Below are 1,524 nucleotides of genomic sequence, written 5' to 3'. Positions count from 1 at the left end.
GACAGCCCAAACGCTTGCCTCCCCGATAAACCTTACTCCTCTATCCGGAGTGTCCCACGAAAGTGTCAGCATGTGCCGGCCGTCTGGAGAAAACTCTGCATACCGAACGCTAGCTATATGACGCTCAAGCACGGCGAGCTCGGCACCTGATTGCGCGTCCCACACACGCGCAGTTTTGTCGGTGGATGCTGTAACAATTTGGTGCCCATCCGGCGAAAACGCGGCATGGTTGAGCCCCTCTGTGTGGCCGGCGAGTACGGTGAGCTCATCCCCCGTCTGCGCATCCCAAACTCGCGCGGTGTAATCGCCGGACGCCGTCAAGATCCGCCGCCCGTCAGGCGAAAACGCGGCATGCGTGATAAATGATCCGTGACCGGCAAGCACGGCGAGCTCATTGCCAGTCTGCGCATCCCAAACACGCGCGGTGTTGTCGTTGGACGCCGTCACGATCCGGTGGCCATCCGGCGAAAACTCCGCGTGCGAAAGAGGTGTGTGCCCCTCGAGAACGGTGAGCAAATCGCCGCTTTCCGCCCCCCAAACACGCGCGGTACCGTCCCACGATGCTGTCACGATTCTCTCTCCATCTGGTGAGAACTCTGCAAACCTTACGCTATTTGTATGACCGAGAAGCACGGCGGCAGGGCCAATGGCCTGGGCTCCCCATAAACGCGCAATACCATCTGATGATCCAGTCAAAATCCTGTGCCCGTCCGGCGAAAACTCAGCATGCAGGAGTTTCCCTGCATGACCGCCAAGCATGGCAAGCTCCTCACCCGTTTGCGCGTCCCAAATCCGACCGGCATCAGCAGACATCATAAGGATTTTCCGCCCGTTAGGCGAAAACTCGGCGGCATAGACACCCGCACCCTCAAGATTGGCGAGAGCGAAGCGCAATTCACCAGTCTCGGCGCTCCAAACACGCGCGGTGTTATCGCTAGACGCGGTAACGATTTGCGATCCGTCAGGCGAGAACGCAGCACTCCATACCAAATCTGTGTGACCTCGGTGAATTGAAACCTCATCACCGGTCTCGGTGTCCCATACTCGCGCGGTAGTGTCCGGAGACACTGTAACAACCCGCCTCCCATCTGGGGAAAAGGCTGCACTGAGAACGCCATCGAAGTGCCCTACAAGGTCAGCGATAGCTTCACCGGTGTGCGCATCCCACACCATTGCAGACTCCTCTCCCGCTGTAACAATGCGCTGTCCGTCTGCAGAAAATTCAGCATACAGCACAAGTTGATCAGTAATAAGTGTGAACTTTAACTCGCCAGTCTGCGAATCAAACACTCTGGCGTCAGATGACCATCCTTCAGGTGAATTGTAACCAAATATAGTAATAATCTGTTGCCCGTCGGCTGAAAAACTAGCGTGAATCGTAGGGTTCTGATGTGAGAATAGCGCGTCACCGCTCTGAGCATCCCACACTGTGATGCTGTCGACGGACGCTGTGACGATCCGGCGCCCATCTCGCGAAAACTCTGCATGAATGACCGCGCCTTGGCTTTGACCTAGCACAGCAAG

Annotated in this window: 1 pseudogene; it reads right to left on the bottom strand. The window is 56.8% G+C overall.

Features of this window, described 5'->3' with window-relative positions:
- Positions 1 to 1,524, bottom strand: a pseudogene (locus tag VB780_RS25575) (hypothetical protein); the annotation flags it as partial.

Origin of the sequence: Leptolyngbya sp. CCNP1308, assembly GCF_034932455.1 — a bacterium.
Taxonomy (GTDB): Bacteria; Cyanobacteriota; Cyanobacteriia; order Phormidesmidales; family Phormidesmidaceae; genus Nodosilinea.
Note: the sequence above shows the minus strand (reverse complement) of the source record. Positions and strands in the feature narration are given on the sequence as shown.